This is a genomic window from Cognatundibacterium luofuense, from assembly GCF_018139685.1.
GTDB lineage: Bacteria > Pseudomonadota > Gammaproteobacteria > Burkholderiales > Burkholderiaceae_D > Undibacterium > Undibacterium luofuense.
On sequence record NZ_JAGSPN010000311.1, the window covers coordinates 1 to 358 of the forward strand.

Genomic DNA, 358 nt, shown 5'->3' on the forward strand with positions numbered 1-358 from the left:
TCTGTTCGGCCATGCCAATCCACGTATCAATGCCGCACTCAAAGAACAGCTGGATCAGCTCGAACATGCGATGCTGGCTGGCTTCACCCATGCGCCAGTGATCGAATTATCTGAACAGCTGGCGGCACTGACTTCGCATCAGCTGGGACATTGCTTCTATGCCTCGGATGGCGCTTCGGCAGTGGAAATCGCCTTAAAAATGAGTTTTCATGCCTGGCGCAATCAGGGCCAGACGGAGAAGCAGGAATTCATTTGCGTGCAGGGCAGTTATCACGGCGAAACCGTCGGTGCGCTTGCCGTCACCGATGTGAGTCTGTTCCGCGACGCCTATGGACCTATGCTGCAAAGAGCACATGTG

At 54.7% G+C, this 358-nt stretch carries 1 protein-coding gene; it reads left to right on the forward strand.

Features of this window, described 5'->3' with window-relative positions; genetic code table 11:
• A partial coding sequence (locus KDM89_RS20560) for an aminotransferase class III-fold pyridoxal phosphate-dependent enzyme (RefSeq protein ID WP_212689712.1) occupies positions 1–358 on the forward strand: 358 nt, incomplete at both ends.